Annotated in this window: 2 protein-coding genes; both read right to left on the bottom strand. The window is 69.9% G+C overall.

Annotated elements, in window-relative coordinates; all coding sequences use genetic code 11:
- Nucleotides 1-105: 105 nt before the first annotated feature.
- Nucleotides 106-1,662, bottom strand: coding sequence for a phage portal protein (locus tag HNP73_RS22795; RefSeq protein ID WP_184155716.1), 1,557 nt, complete (start codon nt 1,660-1,662; stop codon nt 106-108).
- A complete protein-coding gene (locus HNP73_RS22790; protein ID WP_028030714.1) occupies nt 1,662-1,871 on the bottom strand; it encodes a phage head-tail joining protein in 210 nt (69 codons plus the stop codon). Before HNP73_RS22790 ends, HNP73_RS22795 begins: the two co-directional genes overlap by 1 nt.
- Between the last annotated feature and the right edge of the window lie 113 nt (nt 1,872-1,984).

The following is a 1,984-nucleotide window of genomic DNA, read 5'->3' as shown; positions in this document are numbered from 1 at the left end:
GCCGACCAGACCACCTCGACGGTGCGGCTGTTGGCATCGGCCGTGTTCGGCGCAAGCTCCGCCGACCGGCGCATGGCCGGCAGTTCGATCATCGTTTCCATGGGGTCAGTCCTGTTGGTCGGCCTGCGCCGGGTCATTGTCCGCGTTGGCGGCCGGGTCGTCGGTGTCCGTTTCGTCGGCGGCCGGATCGGTCGCCGGATCGCTGGTCTGTGCACTGCCCGTCTTGGTGACGCGGCGTGGGTCGCTGTCGAGCACCAGCCCCAGCGCGTCGAGCTTGGCGTTGGTCGCGGCGATCTCAGCCAGCACGGCGTCCGGGTTGCGGCCCTGTTTCGCGATCACCTCGGCCAGCGTCATGGTGCCCGAGCGGATCGACAGCAGATTCGCCATCGCGTCCTTCTGCGGATCGACGGCCTCGAACTTCGGGGGCGACCACTCGACCGGCACGATCGGCGACGGGATCTGGCCCGCCGCCCATGCAGCCTCGGTGAACCAGCGCCAGACGGGCGCACAGAACATCGGGATGAACAGCTGCCATTGGACGGCATCGATCTGGCGGCGGAACTCCACGAGCCCCGCCCGGATCGAGGAATAGTTGACCTGGCTGAGATCGCCGGTCAGCAGCTCGTAGGGCACCCGGAAGCCCGCCGAGATCGTGTGCAGGCTCGCCCGCTTGTATTCGCCATAGCCGCCGGTGGCGGAGGGCTGGTTGAAGCGGATGTCCTTGCCGCCGCGGGCATAGGCAATCAGGCCCGGCTCGAACTGCTCGACCCGGTTACCATCGGCGTCGACCACCGAGGGCGCGATGCCCTGCTGCGCCTCGTCGTCGCCAAAGACGATGGCGGTGACGCAGGCCTCGGTCTTTTTGCGGACCAGCTCGGCCACCTCGTAATCGTCGAGATCGCGCAAGGACCGTATGACCGGCGCGCCCCAGGGAACCCCGCGCGCCTGCGTGCGCTGCTTCTCATAGACATGGGCGATCTCGCTCGCCGGGACCGGTCGGCTCTGCAGACCGTTTTGCAAGGCGCCATAGGCATCGCCCGGATGCTCGGCATGAAGCCAGTAGGCCCGCCGCTTGCCGACCGGGTCGAACTCGATCCCCTGTACCAGCCGCCCCGCGCCGAGGGCCCCGGATTTCGTCGCGTCGAGGAAGTCGGCCTCCAGCACCTGCAGCTGCAGCGGTACCGGCAGACCATCCGACGACCGGCGCAGACGGCGGCGCACCAGCACTTCGCCAGCCTCCACCATCTCGCGGCAGATCAGCGTCTGCAGGCCGTAGAAGTCGAGCTGGCCGTCGGCGTCGCACTCCCCCGTCCAGCGCTCGAACAGCGCGTCGACCTTCCGATCCAGTTTGTCGTCACCACTAGCGGCGCGCGGCATGATGCCGGCGCCGATGATGTTGTTCACCAGCACCGCCACGGCCTTGGCCGCATGCGGGTTGTTGCGCACCAGATCGCGCATCCGATCCCGCAGCAGCGCCCCGGCGACGCCGATCTCGGTGTCGGCGGAGGATCCCGGGGCTCGCCAGCCCTCGGTGCGCCGTCCGCGCGCGGCGCCGTCATAGCCCCGCGTCAGGGTCTCGAAGGCCTGACGCGCCATCACGCGCCGGGCCGCCATGCGCGGCGCCACCGTGGCGATGGCGTGATCGAACCAGGTCGCCGACATCACCGGTCCCCGCGCGAGAAGCCAGCGAGCCCGGCCACCGGCAGCGGCCGTGTGGTGCCCGCGATGGCGCGTTCGATGGTGCGGATGCGGGCGAGCAGGTCCTCGGCCGAACCGTAATCGACGGACTTGCCGTCGTAGCTGACCCGGGTCGTGCCGCTGGCGTAGGCGCGGCGCAGCGCCGAGAGCTCGGTTTCCGTCCAGTCCGTCATGTTCAGAACCATCCTCCGCGCCGCCCGAGCCAGTCGGAGCGGCGCTTGCCCTGCGGGGCCTGTCCCGGCCGGTTGATCTGCCCGGCGGGATCGGTGTCGGTGGGGGCGGCCCC

Source organism: Amaricoccus macauensis (genome assembly GCF_014201905.1).
In the GTDB taxonomy this organism is placed as follows: domain Bacteria; phylum Pseudomonadota; class Alphaproteobacteria; order Rhodobacterales; family Rhodobacteraceae; genus Amaricoccus; species Amaricoccus macauensis.
Note: the sequence above shows the minus strand (reverse complement) of the source record. Positions and strands in the feature narration are given on the sequence as shown.

Bases quoted from the DNA above. Each gene is read 5' to 3' on its own strand.
- HNP73_RS22795 (WP_184155716.1), bottom strand. From the start codon at position 1,662: ATGTCGGCGACCTGGTTCGATCACGCCATCGCCACGGTGGCGCCGCGC.
- HNP73_RS22790 (WP_028030714.1), bottom strand. From the start codon at position 1,871: ATGACGGACTGGACGGAAACCGAGCTCTCGGCGCTGCGCCGCGCCTAC.